Below are 24,853 nucleotides of genomic sequence, written 5' to 3' on the forward strand. Positions count from 1 at the left end.
AAAAATCTTACCAAGATAAATAGTAAAAAAGCGCCTCGAATTTTCGAGGCGCTTTTATTTTTACCTAAAAACAAAATATAAGGCTTTATGCCAATTCATATTTTGTTCTAAATTCTATTTTTTTAATTCTAGGTTATATTGATTTCATATAAGAAACCGGTATAATACGCTTATTTTAGATAATGTAGATTAACGATATACTACATTATCCACTTAAACGATAATTAAATTGTATGGTGTCCTCTTAAGAATTTGTATTGAGAAAATAAGATGGTATATTGAGTATAAATTATACAAGGTGATAAAACAAAAAAATCTATGCTTAATTCTGTAAGAAAGATAGGGAAGTAGGTTTAAGAAAAATTAGAGATCAAGTATACGTTTAAATAGCTAAACACTCTAAAATAACAAACACTTGAAAAGTTTTTTAAAAGAAGTAATATTAGAATTACAAGACGCTCCAGAAAAAATAAGCGACTTGATTTTTATTGTCCCTAGCAAAAGAGCAGGGCTTTTTCTTAAGAAAGAACTGTTAGAAACATATCCTGATCAAACTTTTTTTGTTCCAATAATCCTTAGTATAGAAGAGTTCATAATTAGATTATCTGGGCTTCAACAAATCGATAATATCCAGACATTATTTGAATTTTATGATACTTATTTAAAGACTCATCCTCATTTAAAAAAAGAAAATTTCGAAACATTTAGTAATTGGGCTCAGACAATGATTTATGATTTTAATGAAGTCGATAGATATTGTATAGATCACGAGTCTTTTTTTTCATACTTATCAGGAATACAAGATTTAAATCATTGGTATTTACAAAAAGAAAAAACAGAATTAGTTAAAAATTATATACAATTCTGGGAAAGCCTCATAGATTATTATACTAATTTTAGAGATAAACTTCTTTTAAAAAAAATAGGATATCAAGGGTTATTGTATCGAAAAGCATCAGAAGATATCTCATCTTATATTAAAGAAGAAAAAAGGAAGCACATTTTAGTAGGATTTAATGCTTTAAATAATGCCGAGCAAATCATTTTTCAATCTCTTTTAGAAGCTGGTATTGCACAGGTATATTGGGATGCAGATCAGTTTTTTATTGATAACACATACCACGAAGCATCCCTGTTCCTAAGAAAATATAAAAAACAATGGACGTATTATCAAGAAAAACCATTTAAGTGGATACGTGATAATTTCTCTCAGCAAAAAGATATTACACTTGTTGGAGTTCCTAAGAATATAGGACAAGCTAAATCTGTTGGACAATTACTTACTGTTATTCCTAAATCTGATATGGAGAAAACAGCACTGGTACTTGCGGATGAAAGTTTATTACAACCAGTACTTAACTCCCTTCCGAATACAGTTGAATTTCTAAATATTACAATGGGATTACCTCTTAAAGAAGTTCCTATAGCTTCTTTTTTTGAGTTATTATTCAATCTTCATAAAAACTATAGTTATAAAGGGTTTTATTATAAATCGGTATTAGAGATTTTAAATAGCCAGCCCGGAAATAGATTATTAGGCCTTGAGGCTGCACATTTGATTGCGATTATATCTAAAGAAAATATAATTTATATTACACTAAAAAAATTACAAGAGCATGTTTCAGATAAAAAACAAGAAACATTAGCATTATTGTTTGGATCATGGAATGATACTACTACTGCTTTGGATTATTGTAAAAAAATAGTATTAGCACTTAAGCATTGTCTTTCCGTAAAAAAAGATGAACTAGAATTAGAATGTGTATACCATTTTCATTTGATCTTTAATAAAGTATCTGCATTACATGATAGCTATCAATGCTTAAAAACAATAGGATCTTTGTATACACTATATAAAGATATTTTGATGAAAGAGACATTAGATTTTTCTGGAGAACCATTTAGAGGTTTGCAGCTTATGGGGATGTTAGAATCTCGTTGCCTTGATTTTGAAACTGTGATTATCACCTCAGTTAATGAAGGAATTTTACCAGCAGGCAAGAGCATGAACTCTTTTATACCCTATGATTTAAAAAGAGCATATGATCTACCTACTTATAAAGAGAAGGATGCGATATATACATATCATTTTTATAGATTAATTCAAAGAGCCAAAAAAGTATATTTGTTATATAATACAGATGATGAAGGAGTAGGAGGAGGAGAAAAAAGTAGATTTTTGCTTCAGTTGGATATTGATAAAAGACCAAATCATAATCTTAAAAAATACATTGCCTCATCTGAAGTCCCCAAATTAATTAGTAAACCATTACAAGTAGAAAAAAACGAAGAAGTTTTACTAAAACTAAAACAATTAGTAACTCATGGATTATCTCCTTCTGCATTAACAACTTATATAAGAAATCCTATGGATTTTTATTATAAATATATTTTAGGAGTTAAAGAAGTAGAAGAAGTAGAAGAAACTATTGCTGCAAATACGTTAGGAACAGTTATTCATAATACACTCGAAATATTTTATAAACCGATAGAAAACAGATTTCTTACACTCGAAGATATTAAGAAGATGAGAAATCAAATAGATACACAGCTTAAGTATCAGTTTAAACAAGAGTATACAAAACTAGATATAACACAGGGTAAAAATTTACTAATTTTTGAAGTAGCTAAGCGTTATATCTATAATTTTTTAAAAACTGAAGAAGAATTACTAAACCAAGGAGCTCAATTAAAGATCTTATCAGTAGAAAGTAATCTAAAAACCAAATTAGAAGTTCCTGAATTAGGTTTCCCTGTTTTTATTAAGGGAAAAGTAGATCGGATAGATCAATTAGATAATCAAGTACGTATTATCGATTATAAAACAGGAAGAGTAAACCGAAGTGATGTTGTTATTATGGATTGGAATATGATTACAGAAGAATATAAATACAGTAAGGTTGTGCAAGTTTTAGCATATGCTTATATGCAGCATAATGAAAATCCAATTACTGAAGCATTTCAAGCAGGGATAATTTCATTTAAAAACCTTCAAGAAGGATATCTAAAATTTGGAACAAAAGAGAGTATAAGAGGTAAAACAGATTATGAGATTACTAATGTTGTGTTTGAGGAATATCTATTACAGTTAAAAAATCTCATACGAGAAATTTTTAATATTAAAATTCCATTTATCGAGAAAGAAGTATAGTTGATAAAAAAAGAAAAAGCACGAGCCCGTAATGGTTGTATAATACAATATTAAAGTATGATAGTAAAGAGAAAAAACATAATAGTTAAAGGAAAACATCAAAAACCAATTTTAACAGATGTTTTTTATAATGATGATAAAAACCTCAAGCCCGTGATTATTTTTTGTCATGGATATAAAGGCTTTAAAGATTGGGGAGCTTGGAATATGGTAGCAGAAACATTTGCTAATGCAGGTTTTTTCTTTGTAAAGTTTAATTTCTCTCATAATGGAGGCACTGTAGAGCAACCTATAGATTTTCCTGATCTAGAAGCTTTTGGAGCTAATAATTATATAAAAGAATTAGATGACTTAGAAACTATTATAGATTGGATTACCTCTTCAGGATTTGAGTTTAGAAATGTAATAGTTTCATCAAATATTTCTCTAATAGGACATTCTAGAGGCGGTGGTATTGCTACGATTAAAGCATCAGAAGACAGTAGAATTGCCAAACTAATAACATGGGCAAGTGTTTCTGATTATAAAAAAAGATTTCCAAAAGAAGATGCTTTAGAGCATTGGAAGCAGGCCAGAGTATTATACATTGAGAATAGTAGAACAAAACAGCAGATGCCACATTATTTTCAATTTTATACATCTTTTATAGAAAATGAAGAAAGGCTTACGATATCTAGAGCTGTTATAAAAAATCAAGTACCACATTTAATTATTCATGGTACAAATGATCCAACAGTTACTGTACAAGAAGGAAAAGATTTACACTCTTGGGGTTCTAATACTAAATTATTTTTAGTAGAAGGTGCAGATCATATATTTGGCGCGAAACACCCATGGATAAAGAATACTTTGCCAAAACACCTTAAGAAAATAGTACAAAAAACAATTACTTTTATAAGTCTTTAACACTTTATTTAGTTAAAAAATATAATAATCAATCATTTTTTTTCGTTTATTTGCTGTAATGAAGTTAAACAGGCAAATATTAGCATCCATATTTTTGATATTTTTTGGTATCATTCAATTGGCAGACATACATATTGTAGGTCATGATACTGATGATGAAGACTGTTCTCTTTGTGAGTTTACTTTAAATCATCATAATGATGATTTTACACCAGTAGATACACTTACTATTTCTAAAGTAATACAGATTCCTATTGATGTTGTTAGAACTACATATATAAAACAATATTTTGGTTCATCTGTTACTTATTCATTTTTAAACAAAGCCCCTCCTACAGCTTAGTTTTATTCAAACTTTTTTATTGACAACTAACTATTGATATATACCATATTAATAGCTTATTCCATTATTTTATAAATGAAAAGATACACTTGGTTAGCGGTGTTTCTTCTCGGGATTAATCTCTTATCTGCTCAGGAATGTGATCATATACTTTCTGGTAGAGTCATAGATTTTCATGACGGAGTTCCCCTAGAAGGCGCTACAATAACATTTAATAATCGTACTATTGTGACAAATGCTACTGGTAGATATTATATCGAAGATTTATGCGCAACAGCATACGCTTTTACTATATCACATGAGAAATGTAACTCTCAGGTAATAACGTTAGATGTAGCAAAGATCTCATCAAAAGATTTTTATCTAGAGCATCACCTTAATGAATTATCAGAGGTAAAAGTCGCAGGTGCTACTACTAATAAAACAACTTCTGCTCAAGAAGAGGCTATTGATTCTGATATTATTGAAAAATATAGTAGTGGCTCTTTAGGAGATGCTCTTAAAGAAATTACAGGTGTTTCATCATTAAATACAGGAGCAACTATAGTTAAGCCTGTTATTCAGGGTCTTAGTGGGAGTCGTGTGTTGATTATGAATAACGGTGTTCGTATGCAAGATATGGAGTGGGGAGACGAGCATGCTCCTAATATAGATATTAATACCGCAGGGAATGTGACTGTTGTCAAAGGAGCTTCTGCATTACGTTATGGTGGCGATGCTATTGGAGGTGTTATTATTCTAGAACCTATTAAAGCGCCTGTAAAAGACACCTTGTTTGGTAAAACAATAGCCACAGGAGGAGTAAATGGAAGAGGAGGATCAATTTCTTCAGAACTGATAAAAGGATATAAAAATGGTTGGTTTTTTAAAGCACAAGGAACTATAAAACGCTTTGGAGATGTAGAAGCACCAGATTACGTTCTCTCCAACACAGGAGTATTTGAAAAAGGAGCTTCTCTATCTTTTGGAGTTAATAAATTTACTCATGGCTGGGATATATATTATTCTTTTTTTAATAATGAAATAGGGGTTTTAGCAGCATCACATGTTGGTAGTATAGATGATCTTATTAATGCGATTAATAGTCAGCAACCAGCAATCATTAGAGATTTTACTTATAAGATTGATAATCCTAAACAAGAAGTGACACATCATTTAGGTAGGTTACGATATTTTAAGCGTTTTGAAGAACTAGGTAAATGGAGTACACAATATGATTTTCAATATAATAAAAGGTTTGAGTTTGATATTCGAAGAACAGAAGCGCTAAGCAAACAAGCTAGTATAGATCTTGAGTTAAAAACGCATACAATAACTTCTGGTTTTAGTTTTGATTCCAATCCAGAATTTTTGTGGGATGTAGGAGCTGTATTACGATATCAGAATAATTTTGCAAACCCTAATACAGGTGTAAGAAGGTTAATTCCTGATTATGATAAACATGATGTCGGAATTTTTATTACTGGAGAACATGACGTAACAAGTAGTATTATAATAGATGGAGGTGTTCGATATGATTATAATCGTATGGATGCTAAAAAGTTTTATTTAAAATCGAGATGGGAAGAAAGAAAATATGAATCAGATTTTTCGGATTTTATTATCGAAGATTTTAATACCCAATGGCTCACTAATCCAGTTTTTGAGTATCACAATATTTCAGCCACTGTAGGAGCACAATACACTTATAAAGAAGACTATGAATTTAGGTTTAATTATGCTATGGCACAACGAGCGCCTAACCCTTCAGAGCTGTTTAGTGATGGATTGCATCATTCTGCTGCCAGAATTGAATTGGGAGATTTAGGAATCGATCAAGAAACATCTCATAAAATCTCAATAGTTGCTAAGAAAGAGACAGAAAAATGGGGATGGGAAATTGCTCCATATGCTAATCTTATAAATGATTATATTTTGCTAGAGCCTGTAGATGTACAACTTTCGATAAGAGGAGCATTTCCTGTTTGGGAATACAGGCAAACTAATGTTAATATATTGGGGTTGGATGCTAAACTATATACCAATTGGCATCATAACTGGAGCACCAATCATAGTTTTTCTATCGTAAAAGGAAAAGAGAATAAAAATAATACCTCATTGATTACGATACCCGCCCCTAATTTTAATAATCGTATTACCTATAAGAATAAAACTTGGTATGGATTTAATGTGTCATTAGAAAATCAATATTTTTTTAGACAAAACGAATACCCTTCTAATATATCTGTATTTTCTCCACAACAAGAGAAAGATGTATTACTAGAAATTAATACACCTCCTAGCGCATATAATTTATTAAATGCAGATACAAGTATGGAATTTTCTTTAGGAGAAAAAAATAAACTAAAAGTAGGGTTAGCCATAAAAAACATATTCAATATAAAGTATAGGAATTATCTAAATCGTCAGCGATATTTTGCAGATGATATGGGTCGAAATTTTTTACTACGATTATCTATTAACTATTAAATGAAAAAAGTAATGAACACACGCAAATTTTTATCAATCCTTACGATCACTGGCAGTATTTTATTTATGTCATGTTCTAATGATGATGATAACCCTAAACCTGTTAACGAAGAAGAGTTAATAACCAAAATGTCGGTGTCCCTTGTAGGAGGAGGGCAAACTATAAACTTGGTGGTCGTAGATAAAGATGGGGAAGAAGGCCCATCAAAACCAGAAGTAACGGTTTCTGGTAAGCTAAAGGTAAATACGCAATATAGTGGATCTATAGAGTTGCTTAATGAGTCTAAAAATCCTGTTGATGTGATTAGCGATGAAGTTAAAAAAGAAGCGGATGAACATCAGTTTTTTTATGTACTAGCTTCGGGATTAAATATTACAGCTGCATATGCAGACAAAGAATCTGATTATAAAAAAGAAGATGGGACAGCTTTTACTTCTGCAAATCCCGTAGGGCTTAAGTTTCTATTAACGACAACTAATGCTGGAACAGGAACTTTTAGAATAACCTTAAGGCATAAACCTAAAAAAGACGCAGAAGGAGTAGTTAAAGGAGATATCACCAATGCAGGTGGTGATACAGATATTGATCAAACCTTTAATATAACAATTGAATAACAAATAATACCATTTTTAATTCGAAATGGCATGAAAAGTTAAAATATTAACAAAAATATAATTGAAACTTAATAATTATGTAAGTTGAGTTTGTGTAAAAAATTACGTAATTAGTTTCAGTTTTAACCCCTAAGTACTTGTTTCTTAGGGGTTTTGTTTTTTATTTAAAAAAAGACAAAATAAACTAATAATGGTATGAATTTTGATGAACTTAATAAAGCTATACTATTTTGTAAGGAGTTTTATGAGAAATAGACTAATACTCTGGAAATAAGAATGTTAAATAATTATTAATAATGTTAAATAAAATCGTTTTTAGGAATCTTAAGACAATGATATTATCACATTGTTAAATGTTAATTATTATCAATAAAACGTTAAAATATTTAGGATATAGGGCTTATCTTCGTGGTGTCAACCGAGAGGAGCAAAACAGCAAAATTGAAACTATCATAATTAGTATAAGTTGAGTTTGTGTTAAATACAATTAAGTTTCAATTCAGACCCCTGGGAGTAGTTAACCCGGGGGTTGCTTTTTTTATACAGCTGTTATCGAATAGGTACAACTATAAAGTATCATTTTTTAACATAAGATTAATACATTAATTTTATGTTTTATAATACTGTTTTCGGTTTTTTTAAGAAAAAAGTTTACTGTAATTTACAATAGTTTTGTTATTACCTTTTTTCAATCTGATTGAATACTGCCTCAAAACCATTTCTTATCAAAAATAGTAGTATGACCTGCTTTTAGTAATGCATAAATCATTTTGAATAGTACTATAGAATTTAGTATTAATAAGAAGATTTATTTTTCAACATATCATAGAATCAAGTAGGTATATAAGTTGATTTTTTAAAATGATATTTGTCATGTTTTGCGTTAATCTATAGCACTACTTTTGTCCGCAAACTTAAAAATATATCGTATTTTACAAGTAATTTACCGTTGTCAAATAATAATAAAATTGAAACTATTATAATTAGTATAAGTTGAGTTTGTGTTAAATACAATTAAGTTTCAATTCAGACCTCTGGGAGTAGTTAACCCAGAGGTTGTTTTTTTATATACTTGTCTAAAAAAGACTTTAAGATTAGGTTCTGTTTATAGTTATAATACTTTAAATACAAATCCTAAAAGCCAGTATAAAATAATAAATACAAATACAGTACCAATACAACCGCACTTTCCTCCTCCTATTTTTTTTGCACCCCATCCCGCTATGATTGCCCTAATTAATTTTTCCATATATATTGTTTTATTAATGTTATTTTATATTTTTTTTCAATATTTAGAAAAGTTCTAATAAGAGTTTTTCAACTGGTTGTGTAGATAGAACAAAATTTTATTGAAAATTTAAAATAGTATCGACCAGTCCTCACTTTTATAATTTACCTGATATGTTTTTCACTCATTAAAACTGGATAGTTTACAGATACTTATTTCTTCAATATCGTAATTATATTTTGAGTATAAAAAAATGTAGATAAGAATATAGTAGTAGAGTGTTATGAATACTCATTAAAATTGGATGTGATTAACAAATTGTTACAACAAAATTAATTCAATAATTATTTGATAATCAGTTTATTGGAATTGAATTCAAAACATTTTATTATTTCTTAAAAAAGTAATATAAAAAGAATAAAGAATCTTACTTAAAAAAGTTTAATATATTCATGATTTTTATGAAAAATCTCTTTTTAATACTTCCTCTAATGTTTCAGGATCTCTTCCTGTTAGTTCCTTTATACTATTAGTAGTGTTTTGAATTGTACCATTTTTAACTAATCCATATATTGGGATCATATAGTCTGCAATAAAATCTGGCGCTCCAGAGTCTTTTAGTACCTTACGATAAGTGTGCTGATCTGGATTAGCATATGCTATGGGAGTTCCAAGAATGGTAGTAAGTAATTCTGCAACATCAAAATGAGAATATGCCTTTGCTCCTGTTAATATATGTGTTTGATGTTTCCTATTCTGATCAGTAAGTAATACTGAGATGGCACTGGCAATATCTGTTGCAGAAACAAAAGGGGTTTTTCCTTCTCCTGCAGGAGAGAATAAAACATTACGCTGCTCAATATTTTCTCTTTCATAATTACCAAAATTCTGCATAAAGAAACCTGGACGTACAATATTCCAATTAAGATTAGTGCTTTTTAATTTATTTTCCATTAATGCATGAAAAGGCATTTGCTTAAGAGCATCCATACCATAACCAGAAAGATATACTACTCTACCAGTATAATTATCTTGTATATAACCTACAAAAGGTTCTAATAATTCAAAAAGTGCAGGATTTAATGGCGGACCTATAATAAGTATTCCATCAGTACCTTGTACCTGATTAAAAGTATCTTTATTGCCATAATCAAAATGAACCGATGTTGCTTTATTATTAAATAGGTCTTGTGATTTTTCTGGATTTCTTGTTGCAGCAATAACAGTAGCATTATTTTCGAGTAATGATGTTACTACTTCTTTTCCTATAGTGCCTGTAGCGCCTGTAATAAAATAACTTGCCATAATTTTCTTTTAAATTTTTGAACAAGATATTAAGTATAGTATCTTTGTGCAAGTAGGTACATTAATAATACATACTATACTAAAATATACTAATGCTGATTATCAGAATGTTAAAATGAATAAAATTTATGGTTTTTTAGAAAATGAAGAAGATCTTTTTACATCTTGTCCTGTTATGACAACATTAGAAGTTATAGGAGGCAAATGGAAACCTGCAATATTATGGCAATTAGAAAATAATGAATTCTTACGCTTTGGGCAATTAAAAAAACGTCTTGGAGTTATTACTCAAAAAATGTTAACCCAGCAATTACGAGAATTGGAAACAAATAACATTATCTTACGAAAGATATACCCCGAAGTGCCTCCAAGAGTAGAATATAGATTATCAGAGTACGGAAAAAGTCTTGTACCTGTACTTAATGAAATGGCAAACTGGGGACTTAATCATAATAAAGCTAAGATTAAATAGCAGAAATTTTTTAGATTATTTTTTACTATGGATATATTAAATTTTTTAGGAGGGAATGGATTGTTTCTAATACTAGGAATCGTTTTGGTTGTGGTTTACTTTGTAAATAAGAGAAAGAGACGATAATGTTTATGTAACTTTGTCAAAAATTATAAAGTAAGTAATGAGTAAAATTCGTATCACCAAACAATTTTCTTTTGAAACGGGTCATGCCTTATATGGCTATGATGGTAAGTGTAGAAATGTTCATGGGCATAGTTATAAATTAAGTGTTACTGTAATAGGAGAACCCATCACAGATACTTCGCATGTAAAACTAGGGATGGTAATTGATTTTGGAGATCTAAAAAAGATCGTAAAAGAAGATATTGAAGATGTTTTTGATCATGCTACGGTATTTAATAAAAATACTCCACATAAAGAACTAGCAAAAGAACTACAAGATAGAGGGCATAATGTGATTCTGGTAGATTACCAACCTACTAGTGAGAATATGGTAATTGATTTTGCTAAAAAGATTAAAGCCAGATTACCAGAAAGTATTATGTTATATGCATTAAAACTGCAAGAAACCGAAACTTCTTATGCAGAATGGTATGCTACCGATAATGAATAAACTATTTGAATCACTTCACAGCTTTAAAAACTAGTGAAAGATTAATTCTTTTTTTACCTTATAAATTATAGCTATGAACCTTCCTGAAGGGAAAAAAATATATTTTGCCAGCGATAATCATCTGGGAGCACCAACATCACAAAAAAGTTTTCCCAGAGAACAAAAATTTGTAAAATGGTTAGATAAAGTTAAAGAAGATGCAGGAGCGATTTTTTTACTAGGTGACCTTTTTGATTTTTGGTTTGAGTATAAAACGGTAGTTCCTAAAGGTTTTACTAGGACACTAGGAAAACTAGCAGAAATTACAGATTCTGGGATACCAGTATATTATTTTGTGGGAAATCATGATTTATGGATGCATGGGTATTTTGAAGAAGAATTAAATATACCTGTCTATCATAAACCTCAAGAATTTACATTTAATGAGACTACTTTTTTTATTGGTCATGGTGATGGTCTAGGACCAGGAGATAAAGGGTATAAACGAATGAAAAAAGTATTTACTAATCCTGTTGCTAAATGGTTTTTTAGATGGTTACATCCTGATCTGGGAGTAAAATTAGCGCAGTACTTATCCGTAAAAAATAAATTAATTTCAGGAGATGAAGATGTCACTTTTTTAGGAGAAGATAATGAATGGTTAGTGCAATATTGTAAAAGAAAATTAGAAGATAGACACAGAGATTACTTTGTGTTTGGTCATAGACATCTACCTATGGAAATACAATTAAACGAAAAATCACAATATACTAACCTTGGAGATTGGATTAGTCATTATACCTATGCTGTATTTGATGGAAGTCAATTGAAATTAGTGAATTATACAGACTAGATTCGTTGTCTCTTTTTAATGATTTCGTCTGAAATTGTAATTCCGACTATTTCTGGAGGGGTCAATATGTTATGATGATTGAAAAAGATAATAGTACTATCAAGGATGCCTTCTATCAAATAATAATCACCGTTAAAATATGCGTTTTTCACTCTAACTTTTAGTACCGAATCAGAATCCACTTTTATTTCATGGGGGTATACAAGAATGACTTCTTCTGTATGTGTAGTACTAAATAAAGAAAGACGTATTTTATTTATTTCTCCAAAAAGAGATGCAGCGTAGTAATTATTTGGATTTTGATATAGGATAGTTGTATTTTCTTTAATTAGGATTTCACCTTTATGAATAACAATAGCCTGATCGGTAAACGATAAAATATCAGTTTTATCATGTGTAGCAGTGATACTCGTAATTTTATTTCGTTTTAAGTATCGATATAAATTTCGACGTAATGAACTTCGCCTAAAATTATCTATATTTCCAAAAGGTTCATCTAATAATAATAATTCTGGTCTTTTTGCTAGTGCCTTAGCTAATGCTACTCTTTGTTTTTGTCCACCACTTAGATTTTCCACTTTAATATCAGAAAAATGTGTCATTTCTACAATTTCTAATAATTCCTGAATACGATTTTCTTTAAGTTCAGGCTCAAAACTAGATAAATATTGCCCAATATTTTCTGCAACAGTTCGATACGATTGTAACTCGAATCCTTGTGATAGATATTTCATGTTCTCCTCTCCTGGGACAAGGCTAAAAAGAGGTCCTAGTATTTTAGTGTTATTCCAAGATAATTCTCCTTCTTGTATATGTAAAAGACCGTAAATGATTTTTAATAAAGTGCTTTTTCCGCAGCCACTTGCTCCTATAAGAGCAATATGTTCTCCTTTTTTGATGGTAAAACTAACATTTTTTAAAACAGGTTGGGTATCGTAAGCAAAAGATACATTGTGGACTATAAGCATAGTTAGCTGTTCTTTGTTATTATTTTTAGTACTACTATATCAATACATAATTAACTGCTTAATATATTATAGAAGTATAAATGTGGTTAATATAGTCTATTCCAAAGATATTGAACTTTACTAAAAAAATCCGCTTCTTTTCAGAAAACGGATTTTTTATTTTTATTTAAGAGAATAATATTTATCCTTTTATTTCATTAATAATTTTTTCTGGTAATACTTCATACCCCATATTATAGAGTGTAAAACCAAAAATATCAGCATATTGCTCAATGGTTTTACTTACAGGTGTTCCTGCTCCATGTCCAGCATTCGTTTCAATTCGTATTAATGTAGGGTTATTACCTGATTGTTTTGCTTGTAGCTCAGCTGCAAATTTAAAAGAATGTGCAGGTACCACTCGATCATCATGATCTCCTGTAGTAACCATTGTAGCAGGATATTGTACTCCTTCTTTTACATTATGAACGGGAGAGTATCCTTTTATATATTCAAACATTTCCTTGCTTTCTTCTGATGTACCGTAATCATACGCCCATCCTGCTCCAGAAGTAAAAGTATGATAACGTAACATATCTAAAACTCCAACGGCGGGTAAAGCTACCTTCATAAGGTCTGGTCGTTGCGTCATCGTAGCACCAACAAGTAACCCTCCATTAGACCCTCCACGAATAGCAAGATAATCACTAGAAGTATACTTATTTTGGATTAAATACTCTGCAGCGGCTATAAAATCATCAAATACATTTTGCTTTTGCATTTTAGTACCTGCTACATGCCATTTTTTACCATATTCACCACCACCTCTTAGATTTGGCACAGCGTACACACCACCTTGTTCCATCCATACTGCATTGGCAATACTAAATATGGGTGTTAAACTAATATTGAACCCTCCATAACCATATAGAATAGTGGGGTTTTTACCATTAAGTTCAATACCTTTTTTATAGGTAATAATCATAGGTACTTTTGTACCATCTTTAGAAGTATAAAAAACTTGCTTGCTCTCGTAATTCTCGGAATTAAAATCAATTTTTGGCTTTCGATATAGTTCTGAGGTACCTTCAGCAATATTATACTTGTAAATACTAGTAGGTGTTTTATAATTGGTAAACGAATAATATAGTTCTTTTTCTTCTTTTTTAGCACCAAACCCATTAGCGCTTCCTATTCCAGGAAGAGCTACCTCACGAATTAACTTACCACTATAATCATATTGTAGTACTTTAGATACTGCATCAACCATATACCTAGCAAAAAAGTATCCACCTCCTGTACTTGTGCTTAATACATTTTCTGTTTCTGAAATAAAATCTTTCCAGTTTTCTGGTGTTGGATTAGAAGCATCTACAGTAACAACTTTTTGATTAGGTGCATTTAAATTTGTAACCAAATATAATGTAGATCCTGTGTTTTCTATAACATAAGTATCACTATCTGTAGTACCCAAAATAGTAACTAGTTTACTATTTGGATTCTTAAGATCTTTAATAAATAATTTATTTCCTGAGGTCGAAACACTAGCAGATATAGTAAGGTATCGACCATCTTTGGTTACAGTAGCACCTACATATCTATGTTTTTCTTCAGGAGTCCCTCCAAAAATTAAAGCATCTTCTTTTTGTGAAGTTCCTAACTTATGATAGTATACTTTGTGTTGATCTGTTTTTGCTGAAAGTTCACTTCCTTCTGGTTTATCGTAGCTAGAGTAATAAAACCCTTCATTATTTTTCCATGATAATCCAGAAAACTTAACATCAATAATAGTATCTTCTATTACTTCTTTGGTTTCAGCATTTTTAATAATTACTTTGCGCCAATCACTACCTCCTTCAGAAATAGAATAGGCAACAAGTTTTCCGTTTTTAGAAAAACTAACTTGTCCTAATGATGTTGTACCATCCTTACTAAAAGTATTGGGGTCTAGAAAAACTTCTGCCTGATCCCCCTCATTTTTAAAACGATAAATAACGTATTGATTTTGAAGACCGTTATTTTTATAAAAATAGGTATAGTCTCCTTCTTTAAATGGAGAACCTACTTTTTCATAATTCCATAGATCCGATAAGCGTTTTTTAAGATCTTCTCTAAAAGGGATTTTTTCTAAATAACCAAAAGTAGTTTCGTTTTGAGCAGTAACCCAGTTTTCGGTTTCTTTACTTCTGTCATCCTCTAACCAACGATACGGATCTTTAACTTTAGTTTCAAAATAAGTATCTACTGTATCTACTGTTTTAGTTTCAGGATAGTTCAATGCAATTGTAGTTTTAGTGGTTTCTTCTTTAGTCTGATTTTTGCATGCCATTACTGTTAAAATAATGGATAGTACAAAGAATACCTTTTTCATAATATTGAATTATTAATATACTTCACAAATCTATCAAAAGAAGTTGCGATAAATGCTAAATAAAATATAAAAAAAGACTGCTCTACACATTTATTCATCAGGAAAATAAACTATGTTACTTTGGGGTTTAGTAACATGAACATGTAGGAATACTATGTAGGAGCAGTCAGAATTTTTTGTAAGAAACGAAAAATTTTGATGTTAGAAAAGGATTTTATAATTGTTCCAACGTTTAAATATCAAAAATGCATTTACTAGAAATACAAATGTAGCAGGACCAATATTGGCTATATCTAATGTAAGATGAAATAATACAATGTTTACTGAAATAGGAGCTAGTATTACTAAAGCAAAGGGAATAGCCTTATTAAAAATTAATAAAAACCCAACAATTATTTCAATAATTCCTACAGTTTTTAGAACATAACTATCTGCTAAAGTGCTAAAAAATACGGTTGCATCTGGGTTAGCAAACTTTAGAGCAGGTATAAATTCTAAAAATTTATTACTTCCAAAAATGATTAGTATCGCTCCTAATAGGATTCTTAAGACTAAAATTAATGTATTCATAACTTTTTTATTGAATACTATAATAGAGGGAATAGTTTTAAAAACCTTACATTCTGTAACTTAAATATTGTTTTGATGCTAATTTTATAGCCAAAAAACCCTTGTTATCATTAAAATAACAAGGGTTTTTAAGAAAATCAATAACCTCGTGAACTTGCCACGAGGCATGCCTCGAGGAATTTATACCTCAGTGAGAGAGATTAATAAAGCGCTATATGTTTATCCTATAAGCTTGTGTTCTACTAGGTATTCTCCAATCTGAACTGCATTTGTAGCAGCTCCTTTACGTAGATTATCTGCTACAATCCACATATTTACAGCATTCTCTCTGGAGTGATCTCTTCTGATTCTACCTACAAAAACATCATTTTTACCTTCGGCATAGATAGGCATTGGATAAGTATTGGTATCAGGATTATCTTGTACTGTAACACCCGAAGTTTCATTTAGTAATTGTCGTATATCATTTTCATTAAACTCTTGATCAAATTCTAGATTTACACTTTCACTATGTCCTCCTACTACAGGGATACGAATAGCTGTAGCTGTAACAGCAACAGTACGATCATCAAGAATTTTTTGAGTTTCATTAACCAATTTCATTTCTTCTTTAGTATATCCGTTTTCCTGAAAAACATCACAGTGCGGTATTGCATTTCGATGGATAGGGTATGGATATGCCATTTCCCCTTTTTCTCCAGCATATTCATTTTCTAATTGTTGTACTGCTTTTACTCCTGTACCTGTAATAGACTGATATGTAGAAATTATGGCACGTTTTATTTTATATTTATTGTGTAATGGACCTAAAGCCATTACTAATTGTATAGTAGAACAGTTAGGGTTAGCAATGATTTTATCATTTGCTGTTAAATCTTTGGCATTGATTTCTGGAACAACTAATTTTTTTGTAGGATCCATTCTCCATGCAGATGAATTATCAATTACAGTAATTCCTGCTTCTGCAAATTTTGGAGCCCATTCTAAAGAGGTACTACCCCCAGCAGAAAATAATGCTACGTCAGGTTTCATTTCTATAGCAGTAGCAAGACCCACTACAGAAAATGTCTTGTCTTTATAAGAAATTTGTTTGCCAATAGATCGTTCTGATGCTACAGGAATTAATTCTGTTACCGGAAAATTTCTTTCCTCTAATACTTTTAACATAACGGTTCCTACCAGACCGGTAGCACCTACGACAGCTACTTTCATTAGTTTATAATTTATTGTTTTTAATAGTTAAATGTACTTTTATGGTGTATGATTAATTCATTTTTTATAAACCTATACTAGATTGTTTTATCTTATAGGTACACAAATTTGGGGATTATTTTCTAGATGACAAGTGTTTCTATAAAAAATATTAAAATTATTATTATTTGTTATATATGCAACAATTTGTAAAAAAATAACCGCCCTTTAGAGCGGTTTAAGATTAGAATATGTAGTATAGCGGTAGCTATAGATAATTCATCAGTAGGAGATTATTTATTTTTAAGTAAATCTCTTATTTCTGCTAGTAATTCTTCTTGAGTTGGTCCGGCAGGTGCAGGTGCAGCAGCAGCTTCTTTTTTCTTAGATTTTTCATAGGCTTTAAGTACTATAAAAATAAATAGCCCTACAATTATAAAATTAATTACAGCTTGTATTAGATTACCATAAGTCATTACAGCAGCTCCAGCTTCTTTTGCAGCTGCAAGAGTAGCATACTCACCACCATCAAGAGCAATAAATTTTTGAGTAAAATCTGTTCCACCTGTTATAACTCCAACAATGGGCATTATAATATCTGCAACAGCAGAGCCAACAATTTTGTTAAAAGCTCCTCCGATTACAACAGCAGTAGCTAGTGAAACAATGTCTCCTTTTAATAGGAAAGATTTGAAATCTTTAAAAAACCCCATAATTAATTATATTTAGATAGTTAGTAATATACGAATTTAACAAAAAATTAAAGAATTATTTGAAGTGACTACCTTTAAATAAGGGTGGTTTTTCGACAAGGATCAATTATCATCGATAACAACGCGTTTTACTCTTGGGGATATTGCTGTGAGCAGTTCATAAGAAATTGTTCCAGAGTTTTCGGCAATTAGTGCAGCGCTAGAGTTTATATCAAAAATAATAACCTCATCACCTTCTTTACAGTCAATATCTGTAATATCTATCATAATCATATCCATACATACATTACCGATAATATAAGCCCTTTTATTATTAACAGTTACAAACCCTTTTTTATTACCATATTGTCTACCAATCCCATCTGCATGTCCAATAGGTATTGTAGCTGTTTTAGTAAGTTCTGAAGCAATAAATGCTCTATTATACCCTAATGATTCTCCTATATGTAGGCTATGAATTTGAGAAATGATGGATTTTAATCCTGCAACAGGCTTTAATTTAGTATCATACTTGGCATCATTACCATAGCCATACAAACCTATTCCGGCACGCACCATATCAAAATGTGCTTTGGGATAATTAAGAATTCCAGAAGTGTTAGATTGATGAAGTATAGGGGTGTATCCTAGCTTATCAATCATTTTTTGAGTTATTTTTTTAAAAGAACTAATTTGTTTTATAGTAAACTCTTTTTCTGAAACATCCTCACTAGCTGCCAAATGAGAAAAAAGAGAAATTACTTTAATTGTTTCTGCCTCATTGAGATTTTTTATGATTTGGTCAATATCATTTTCTGAAAAACCGAGCCTATTTAATCCAGTATTAAATTTTATATGAATGGGATATTCCTTTTGATGTAAAGTAATAGCTGTTGCAATAAACATTTTAAGAACTCTAATATTATATAAGTTAGGTTCTAATTGATATTCAATTAATTTCTGAAAATTTACAGGTTGTGGATGTAATACAAGAATAGGAGTTTTTATCCCTGATTCACGGAGTGCTATTCCTTCTGAAACATAGGCAACTGCAAAATAATCAGCTCCTATTTTTTCGAGGTGTTTTGCAATTATTGAAGCATCACTACCATAACCAGACGCTTTTACTACGGCTAATATTTTAACATTTGGATAAAGTTTACTCTTTAGATACTTATAATTATGAGTAAGATGAGCAAGATTAATTTCTAGAACAGTTTCTTTTATATTACTCATTAGATTTTTTATCTTTTTTGGATACTTCTTTAGGGTCTTTAACCTCTATTTTTTTTATTTTTTCTTTTAACCTAGCTTTATAGTAAGCGGCTCTACTTAAAGGCTCATATTCATCGGTTTCTCCTAATAGAACCAAGTCATCCTTAGTAGATTTTCTATAGCTAAACTGTGCAAGGTTACCAGTTCGGGTGCAAACAGCATGTACTTTGGTGACATATTCTGCAGTAGCCATTAATGCTGGCATAGGTCCAAAGGGGTTTCCTTTAAAATCCATATCTAGTCCAGCTACAATAACACGAATGCCTTTATTAGCAAGATCATTACATACTGCTACGATCTCATCATCAAAAAATTGAGCCTCATCAATACCAACAACATCGCAGGTATCAGCTAGGATACGTATATTAGCAGCAGCAGGCACAGGCGTAGAACGAATTTCATTAGCGTCATGAGATACTACCATCTCATCATTATAGCGAACATCTATTGCGGGTTTAAAAATTTCAACATTTTGTTTAGCAAATTGGGCGCGTTTCAATCTGCGAATCAATTCTTCGGTTTTACCCGAAAACATAGAACCACAGATTACTTCTATCCATCCAAATTGCTCTTTATGATTTACTGTATTTTCGAGAAACATTTTGTATTTTTCAGCATCAATTAAAGAAATCCCTTCTCCTTACTCTAAAGGTGAGGTAAATTTATTAAAAAACAGAAAGCAGTATTGTAAACGAATAAGAAAGTTATGAAGAAGAAGTTAGAGGCAGAACTTATAAGTATTGCCCATAGAATATTACAACTCAAAAGCAAATCTACGGTAACTCAATTACAAGAGGAAGCCCGACAGCTTTATGAAAAGTTAACTATTCTTAGTTTTTCGGAGTCTCATTTTGCAGGACCACAACCTACGATTGGTCAGATTAGAGAAGCTTTAGATACTGATTCAGTAGAGGACATACAGCAAGAGACAGAGGTAGTTATTGATCCTATACCAGAGCCAGTTGATACACCAGTAAGTAAGCAACAGCAGATAGAAATACCTATACCTGATGTAGAACGTAAGCCCGAAATTATTATTGAAGAAATCAATGCACGTGTTACCGAAGATCTTTTTATTCGAGCAGATAAACCTGTTGTAGAAGAAATTTCTTCCTTAGACCCCATAACACCAACTCAATCATCATATGAAGAGAATGATAAAGAACATGTATCTTCGACACAGTACACAGAAACTAATGATGATCGACCAGCATCTCTTAATGATCAATTAAGAAAAGATATTCATATAGGACTAAATGACCGGTTGGCTTTTGTTAAATACCTTTTTGATGGTAGTAGCCCTGATTATAATCGAGTACTTTCCCAATTGAGCACATTAAGAAGTACAAAAGAAGCAGAAGATTTTATTACCACGATGATAAAACCAGATTACAATAATTGGCAAGGTAAAGAGGAGTATGAAGAACGTTTTATGAATATTATTTTAAGTAAATTTTAATTCATATCCATAAAGTATATTTCTTAAAAAAAAACGTTACGATTTAGAAGTAAAACTTGGGAAATTAAACTCTTTAATGAAGAATTAAACAATAGTAATTATGAAAATTATATATTGGATTGCAACAATAGCCTTATGTGCTATTATGTTGTACTCTGCTCAGATGTATTTTTTTAATACAGACATGGTAAAAAGCTTTTTTGAAAGTTTTAATTATCCATCCTATATTGTAATTCCGCTAGCTGTGGTTAAAATATTAGGAATACTCGCTATTCTTACGAATAAAATATCATGGCTTAAAGAATGGGCATATGCGGGCTTTTTCTTTGATTTAGTATTGGCAAGTTTAGCTCATTATTATGCAGGACACCCTATAGGGATGTCAGTATATGCGATCTTACTTCTTATTATTTCTTATAGTATTGGTAAAAAAATAAGACCTTAATGTCAAAATTATATATCGTACCCACACCCATAGGTAATCTTGAAGATATGACTTTTAGAGCAATAAAAGTTCTTAAAGTAGCAGATTTGATATTAGCAGAAGATACCCGAACTAGTGGTAAATTATTAAAGCATTTTGAGATTACAACACCTATGCAAAGCCATCATATGCATAATGAACATAAGATGATTGATCGTGTTATTCAAAAACTAAGAGGAGGAGAAACTATTGCTATGATCAGTGACGCAGGTACTCCGGCAATAAGTGACCCAGGATTTTTACTTACTAGAGCATGTGTAGAACAAAAAATTATTGTAGAATGCCTTCCTGGCGCAACAGCCTTTGTACCAGCATTAGTTAATAGTGGATTACCTAATGATAAGTTTGTTTTTGAAGGTTTTTTACCTGTAAAGAAAGGAAGACAAACGAGATTGAAAATTTTAGCAGAAGAATCTAGAACGATGATTTTTTATGAGTCTCCTCATAAATTAGTGAAAACTCTAGGTAATTTTGTAGCATATTTTGGAGCAGAACGACACGTCTCAGTATCAAGAGAATTGAGTAAGCTATATGAAGAAACGATACGAGGTACTGCAGAAGAAGTGACACAACATTTTGAAAATAAACCGCCAAAAGGAGAAATAGTTATTATTGTAGCAGGAAAAAAATAACAGATGAATATATTAAGTTTTTTAAAAAAGTTAAGAACTAATCCAGAAGAGGTTTCTTTTCAGGATACGATGAATAGTATTGATGCAAATTATGAATTTACTCCCTCAGCATTTACCAATGGAAATCAAAATAATGAAGAAGGACAAAATTCTGGTTCTTGTAAACTATTTTATTTTGCTAAACTTCAGGGATTTACAGAAGAAGAAACATTGCACTGTTTTGGAGAATATTATAGAGAAGATGTATTGCAACATCCAGAGGCAGAAGATCATCAAAATATTCGCAATTTTATAAAAACTGGTTGGCAAGGTATTTCATTCGAAAAACAGGTACTGCTTGAGAAATAAATCTAAGTATACTATTTTTTTGATTGCAGCTATTGTATTTGCACTATGGCAATTACCATATTTTGGATGGATTCAATATCCATTTATTCTATTAGGAACTTGGTTTCATGAGATGGGGCATGGGCTTACTGCAATACTTGTAGGAGGAGACTTTAAGTACCTCGAAATTTATGAAAACGGAGGAGGAGTTGCATACTATACGATTAGTAGTGGATATTTATCGGTTTCTATTGCAAACGCTTTAGTTGCAGCAGGAGGATTGTTAGGACCAGCTATTACAGGATCTCTATTGATTATTAGTGGAAGATCTGATAAAAGTGCTACAATAGCCTTAAGAATTTTGATTGGAATTATGGTGCTTTCATTAGTTTTATGGATTCGATCTTTTTGGGGAATAGTAGTGCTACTTTCTTTTGTAGTAATTTTAATAGTGATTACGTTGTTTAAAAATCGAAAATTAGAAGTGATAACGATTTTATTTCTAGGGTTACAATCTGTATTAAGTACATATCTTCAGTTAGATTACTTATTTACGAAACAATTTGAAAGAGATGGAGTAATTCAGATTTCTGATACAGAGGCTATTGCAAAAAATACCATAGGTATGTATTGGATGTGGGCGATCCTAATTATATTGATAAGTATTTATCTGTTTTATAAGAGTTATAGATATTATTTAAAAAAATAACAATCCGATAGTGTCTATTACGATTGTTATTGGTAGCACTATACTTATATGTGTAAGAACTTTACTTGCTGAATGTAGATTAAGGAAGTACAACTTGAAAAGGCAATATCAGAAAATATTTACAGAAGAATGTAAAATCATTTATAGGAAAAAATACAATGTCTATCACAAGAGGTTTTGATCCAAAATAACACCTGAATAAGAACAAATAAAAACACATATAAATTCTGGATCGAAAAGTTTAGGATGTTATAATTTGTTCATTCTATAAAGAGTTAGTAAATAGAGCCGGAAGATTACTCCACTATAACCAAAGATGATAAATTAAGATAATAGTAATAGTAGAATAGTCAGTCATGTTTGTGAAAAAATGAGATTGTTTTATTGTAAGAAAAGTATGTTTTGTGGCATTAAAATTATAGTTCAGAGCATTAGTAATAATTTATCTTTATAAATCAATGAAATCACAATACCTTTTATACTCAAGGCTCTGTCGTTAAACCACATATCTATGTCAAAACCCCACTAATTAATTTAAGATAATACTGATTAGTGTATATTTACCAATGTCAAGAATAAAAATGAACAGTTAATTGATTTTAGGATATTTAGCAATTAAATTGTTAGGTAGTACTAATTTCTAAGTGAGTAAAAACAGTGTTAAAGCAGTCATAGTAATGTGACTGTTTTTTTTTGTTATGATCAAGTAGGATACAAAAAATAAAAGCGAGATTAGAATTACCTCGCTTTTTTTACTTTTCATACTTCATTTCTGATGTTATCCTATACCTCCTCATGATTATCTATGGATTGCATAACTACAAGAAGCAGGAAGTTCTTTTAAAAAGTGAATTAAAGGTTTAAAATTTAGCGTAAACGAAAAAGTGTATAAAGTTTTCATATTTTATTTTATTTAACATATTATTATTTCTTTGATTGTTTTATAAACAATTGCCATGCCAAAAATCAAGAAACCTCTGTAACTCAATAATAATAAAGGTTTACAAGCACTACTTTTTAAATTGGTTAAAACAAAGAGCTAAACCTTTATGCTTTATTAAAATTTAATTTTAAAAAAAAACTCCCAGTTCCGAAAAATGAAACTCATATGTTTTATCATTGCCCTATCAAATAGAAATAGTATCTCGATAAAACGTATAATGTGATAGAGCTATCAAGTTTATAAACAATGAATATCTCTTAATCAAATTATAAAAGAAAGGTATTTAAGATGATGAAAAAAATGATAATTAATAAAAACCTTATTTTTGATGCTGTTTTTTTATTATAAAATAAGAGCTTACTAGTTAAAGAGTTATAAAAGATACTGGTTAGTAATCAAAATCAGTCAAACAATATATACATGAAAAAAGTCCTATCCATAAAAATAAAAGCTTTTAACCTTCAAGAAATGCTTTTGGTATTAGCAATTATTGGAATCTTACTCCTAATCGCATTACCAAATTTTTTACCATTAATCGCTCAGACTAAAGCACAGGAAGCAAAAATACAGCTTAAAACGATTACGAATATGCAAACTCAGTATCGTTATCTTAATTCTAAGTATTCTTTAGATTTCACAGCACTTAATTTTGAAGCCCCAAAAACGGTTAAAAATGGAGGGACAGCTAATTATAGTTATGAGATATTAGAAGCCTCGGTATCTAGTTTTAAAGCACGAGCTACTGCAGTCGTAGATTTTGATGGAGATGGTGTGTTTAACGTATGGGAGATTGATGAAAATGGTAGCCCGAAACAAATTATAAAAGACTAATGATTTTCATTAAAATAGCAATTTTAGGTTTTCTAGGAGTCATTATATACCAAGATTTTAAAGATAGGGAAGTCTATGGGTTTATATTCCCTATTTTGATTAGTTTATTAGGAATATTACATTATCAAAATGTAGTCCGTATTAATTTCTTGTATACTATTCTAATCAATATAGGAGTCCTTGCTATACTTATGGGAATCCTTTATTTATATACACTAATAAAGTTAAAACGACCATTTTTTGAAGAAGTATTTGGGATCGGAGACCTATTGTTTTTTGTAGCACTCGCTATTGGTTTTCCTACAGTAGCATTTATAATTATATTAGTATTTTCTTTACTTTTCTCATTAGTGATATGGTTATTTCTTAAAAAAGAATCAAAATACGATACCATACCATTGGCAGGATATATGTCCATATTTTTAATCATCACACTCATATGTTACTGGACAACTAATTCTATAACACTGTACTTGATATGAATA

At 30.4% G+C, this 24,853-nt stretch carries 24 protein-coding genes; 15 read left to right on the forward strand and 9 right to left on the reverse strand.

What is annotated here, in order from left to right; genetic code table 11:
* Positions 1–415: 415 nt before the first annotated feature.
* The 5 genes from N456_RS02760 to N456_RS02780 all read left to right on the forward strand — a co-directional run bounded on the left by N456_RS02760 (position 416) and on the right by N456_RS02780 (position 7,484).
* Complete coding sequence (locus tag N456_RS02760; protein ID WP_062053666.1) at positions 416–3,151, forward strand: PD-(D/E)XK nuclease family protein; 2,736 nt, start codon at positions 416–418, stop codon at positions 3,149–3,151.
* 57 nt (positions 3,152–3,208) lie between these two features.
* Positions 3,209–4,057, forward strand: a complete 849-nt coding sequence (locus N456_RS02765; RefSeq protein ID WP_062053668.1) for an alpha/beta hydrolase family protein — start codon at positions 3,209–3,211, stop codon at positions 4,055–4,057.
* A gap of 58 nt (positions 4,058–4,115) precedes the next feature.
* A complete protein-coding gene (locus N456_RS02770) occupies positions 4,116–4,400 on the forward strand; it encodes a hypothetical protein (protein WP_062053670.1) in 285 nt (94 codons plus the stop codon).
* A gap of 75 nt (positions 4,401–4,475) precedes the next feature.
* Positions 4,476–6,869, forward strand: coding sequence for a TonB-dependent receptor (locus tag N456_RS02775; protein ID WP_062053672.1), 2,394 nt, complete (start codon positions 4,476–4,478; stop codon positions 6,867–6,869).
* Between the two features lie 12 nt (positions 6,870–6,881).
* Positions 6,882–7,484, forward strand: coding sequence for a hypothetical protein (locus N456_RS02780; protein ID WP_082422416.1), 603 nt, complete (start codon positions 6,882–6,884; stop codon positions 7,482–7,484).
* Positions 7,485–8,595: 1,111 nt separating this feature from the next.
* Here N456_RS02780 and N456_RS24755 read toward each other — a convergent pair.
* Together N456_RS24755 and N456_RS02785 are read right to left on the reverse strand one after the other, a co-directional pair.
* The gene (locus N456_RS24755) at positions 8,596–8,733 is read right to left on the reverse strand and encodes a hypothetical protein (RefSeq protein WP_162838815.1); all 138 of its coding nucleotides are present in this window, start codon (positions 8,731–8,733) and stop codon (positions 8,596–8,598) included.
* Between the two features lie 438 nt (positions 8,734–9,171).
* Positions 9,172–10,017 (reverse strand): NmrA family NAD(P)-binding protein, encoded by an 846-nt coding sequence (locus N456_RS02785; protein WP_062053676.1) that lies wholly within the window; start codon positions 10,015–10,017, stop codon positions 9,172–9,174.
* A 115-nt stretch (positions 10,018–10,132) separates the two neighbouring features.
* On the opposite strand from N456_RS02785, the gene N456_RS02790 reads away from it, so the two are divergent.
* From N456_RS02790 to N456_RS02800, 3 genes are all read left to right on the forward strand, one after another.
* Positions 10,133–10,489: a winged helix-turn-helix transcriptional regulator gene (locus N456_RS02790; protein WP_062054015.1), complete on the forward strand. Its 357-nt coding sequence runs from the start codon at positions 10,133–10,135 to the stop codon at positions 10,487–10,489.
* 163 nt (positions 10,490–10,652) lie between these two features.
* Positions 10,653–11,105, forward strand: a complete 453-nt coding sequence (locus tag N456_RS02795) for a 6-pyruvoyl trahydropterin synthase family protein (protein ID WP_062053678.1) — start codon at positions 10,653–10,655, stop codon at positions 11,103–11,105.
* 73 nt (positions 11,106–11,178) lie between these two features.
* The gene (locus N456_RS02800) at positions 11,179–11,937 is read left to right on the forward strand and encodes a UDP-2,3-diacylglucosamine diphosphatase (protein WP_062053680.1); all 759 of its coding nucleotides are present in this window, start codon (positions 11,179–11,181) and stop codon (positions 11,935–11,937) included.
* Here N456_RS02800 and N456_RS02805 read toward each other — a convergent pair.
* The 7 genes from N456_RS02805 to N456_RS02835 form a co-directional block, all read right to left on the reverse strand.
* Positions 11,934–12,905, reverse strand: a complete 972-nt coding sequence (locus tag N456_RS02805) for an ABC transporter ATP-binding protein (protein WP_062053682.1) — start codon at positions 12,903–12,905, stop codon at positions 11,934–11,936. The two genes, N456_RS02800 and N456_RS02805, sit on opposite strands and share 4 nt — an antisense overlap.
* Positions 12,906–13,086: 181 nt before the next feature.
* The gene (locus N456_RS02810) at positions 13,087–15,255 is read right to left on the reverse strand and encodes a prolyl oligopeptidase family serine peptidase (protein WP_062053684.1); all 2,169 of its coding nucleotides are present in this window, start codon (positions 15,253–15,255) and stop codon (positions 13,087–13,089) included.
* Between the two features lie 201 nt (positions 15,256–15,456).
* The gene (locus N456_RS02815) at positions 15,457–15,825 is read right to left on the reverse strand and encodes a DoxX family membrane protein (protein ID WP_062053686.1); all 369 of its coding nucleotides are present in this window, start codon (positions 15,823–15,825) and stop codon (positions 15,457–15,459) included.
* Positions 15,826–16,044: 219 nt separating this feature from the next.
* Entirely contained in the window at positions 16,045–17,037 is a 993-nt protein-coding gene (locus tag N456_RS02820) for an aspartate-semialdehyde dehydrogenase (protein WP_062053687.1), read from the reverse strand.
* A gap of 272 nt (positions 17,038–17,309) precedes the next feature.
* The gene (gene mscL, locus N456_RS02825; RefSeq protein ID WP_062053689.1) at positions 17,310–17,729 is read right to left on the reverse strand and encodes a large conductance mechanosensitive channel protein MscL; all 420 of its coding nucleotides are present in this window, start codon (positions 17,727–17,729) and stop codon (positions 17,310–17,312) included.
* A 102-nt stretch (positions 17,730–17,831) separates the two neighbouring features.
* On the reverse strand, positions 17,832–18,944 hold the full coding sequence (gene alr, locus N456_RS02830) for an alanine racemase (protein ID WP_062053691.1): 1,113 nt from the start codon (positions 18,942–18,944) through the stop codon (positions 17,832–17,834).
* Positions 18,937–19,584, reverse strand: a complete 648-nt coding sequence (locus N456_RS02835) for a thymidine kinase (protein WP_062053693.1) — start codon at positions 19,582–19,584, stop codon at positions 18,937–18,939. Before N456_RS02835 ends, alr begins: the two co-directional genes overlap by 8 nt.
* 105 nt (positions 19,585–19,689) lie before the next feature.
* Here N456_RS02835 and N456_RS02840 point away from each other — a divergent pair, with 105 nt between their 5' ends.
* From N456_RS02840 to N456_RS02870, 7 genes are all read left to right on the forward strand, one after another.
* Positions 19,690–20,442, forward strand: coding sequence for a hypothetical protein (locus N456_RS02840; protein ID WP_062053695.1), 753 nt, complete (start codon positions 19,690–19,692; stop codon positions 20,440–20,442).
* 100 nt (positions 20,443–20,542) lie between these two features.
* Positions 20,543–20,887 (forward strand): DoxX family protein, encoded by a 345-nt coding sequence (locus N456_RS02845; protein ID WP_240315468.1) that lies wholly within the window; start codon positions 20,543–20,545, stop codon positions 20,885–20,887.
* Positions 20,887–21,558 carry a 16S rRNA (cytidine(1402)-2'-O)-methyltransferase gene (gene rsmI, locus N456_RS02850; protein WP_062053700.1) on the forward strand — a complete coding sequence of 224 codons (672 nt, stop codon included), beginning with the start codon at positions 20,887–20,889 and terminating at the stop codon, positions 21,556–21,558. The genes N456_RS02845 and rsmI overlap by 1 nt, the downstream gene beginning before the upstream one ends.
* Before the next feature lie 3 nt (positions 21,559–21,561).
* Positions 21,562–21,906 carry a HopJ type III effector protein gene (locus N456_RS02855; RefSeq protein WP_062053702.1) on the forward strand — a complete coding sequence of 115 codons (345 nt, stop codon included), beginning with the start codon at positions 21,562–21,564 and terminating at the stop codon, positions 21,904–21,906.
* Entirely contained in the window at positions 21,896–22,594 is a 699-nt protein-coding gene (locus tag N456_RS02860) for a M50 family metallopeptidase (RefSeq protein WP_062053704.1), read from the forward strand. The genes N456_RS02855 and N456_RS02860 overlap by 11 nt, the downstream gene beginning before the upstream one ends.
* A gap of 1,363 nt (positions 22,595–23,957) precedes the next feature.
* Positions 23,958–24,368, forward strand: coding sequence for a prepilin-type N-terminal cleavage/methylation domain-containing protein (locus tag N456_RS02865; RefSeq protein WP_062053706.1), 411 nt, complete (start codon positions 23,958–23,960; stop codon positions 24,366–24,368).
* The gene (locus N456_RS02870) at positions 24,368–24,850 is read left to right on the forward strand and encodes a hypothetical protein (protein WP_062053709.1); all 483 of its coding nucleotides are present in this window, start codon (positions 24,368–24,370) and stop codon (positions 24,848–24,850) included. Before N456_RS02865 ends, N456_RS02870 begins: the two co-directional genes overlap by 1 nt.
* Positions 24,851–24,853 lie beyond the last annotated feature (3 nt).

It is taken from the genome of Aquimarina longa SW024 (genome assembly GCF_001401755.1).
Taxonomy (GTDB): Bacteria; Bacteroidota; Bacteroidia; order Flavobacteriales; family Flavobacteriaceae; genus Aquimarina; species Aquimarina longa.